A 743-nucleotide genomic window follows, 5' to 3' on the forward strand; every position below is an offset into this window, starting at 1 on the left:
GGAGTAAGACGCTAAGAAGGATGAAAAAGACACTGCCTAACTGAGTATTCTGCGTCTAATATTTTGAGAGTATTGCGTCTATTGTGCCGTCTTCTCTCATGGATTGAATGGCTTTGTCGAGAGCATGTTTTACTTCTTTGGCATCGTGATGATTCAATGATCTTGGAATACCGATAAAGTTTGGATCGCGAGAAATGACCTACTCAGAAAATTCAAAATCGTCAGGACTAAGTCCGGCTTTTTCGCATTGTAATTCATCAGATAACGATCCCTAGAGAATATTGCCGCGTCCACTCTTCCTGATGCAAGCAGAAGAATACGTTGCTAGGTCCCTTCATCTTTTACAAATGTGAGCTGATTTTTTTGTTGAGCAAACTTGCCTGAATAATTGCTGCCTCTGCTCATTGCGAGTGTTTTGCCTTTCGGATCATTGTAACTAGTAAAAGTGAAAGACTGATCTTTTCTAGATACTAGCAGCACATGATCCATTAAGATTGGGCCCGAGAATAGATAATGATTTTCGCGTTAGGGTGTCTTCGAAAACCCTGTTAATACGCCATCACCCTTTAAGGCCTCTTGTTGCGCTCGCTCCCAAGGTCTCACTTTTAAGTTAGGCTCATAGCTCGTTCGTCGAATTGCTTCGGCTGCGATTTCTAGGCTGTAACCGCTCGGCATTCCATTAGCATTGGCAAACTGTTTGGGTTCGCTGTCAGGCTTTACAAATAAAGTAAGAGCCTGGTCAG

1 protein-coding gene is annotated in these 743 nt (G+C 42.8%); it reads right to left on the reverse strand.

Annotated elements, in window-relative coordinates:
• Positions 1-525: 525 nt before the first annotated feature.
• Positions 526-743 (reverse strand): hypothetical protein (locus A3739_RS29560; RefSeq protein WP_197472142.1); only part of this gene is annotated, 218 nt, incomplete at its 5' end.

This window comes from Oleiphilus sp. HI0067 (genome assembly GCF_001635735.1).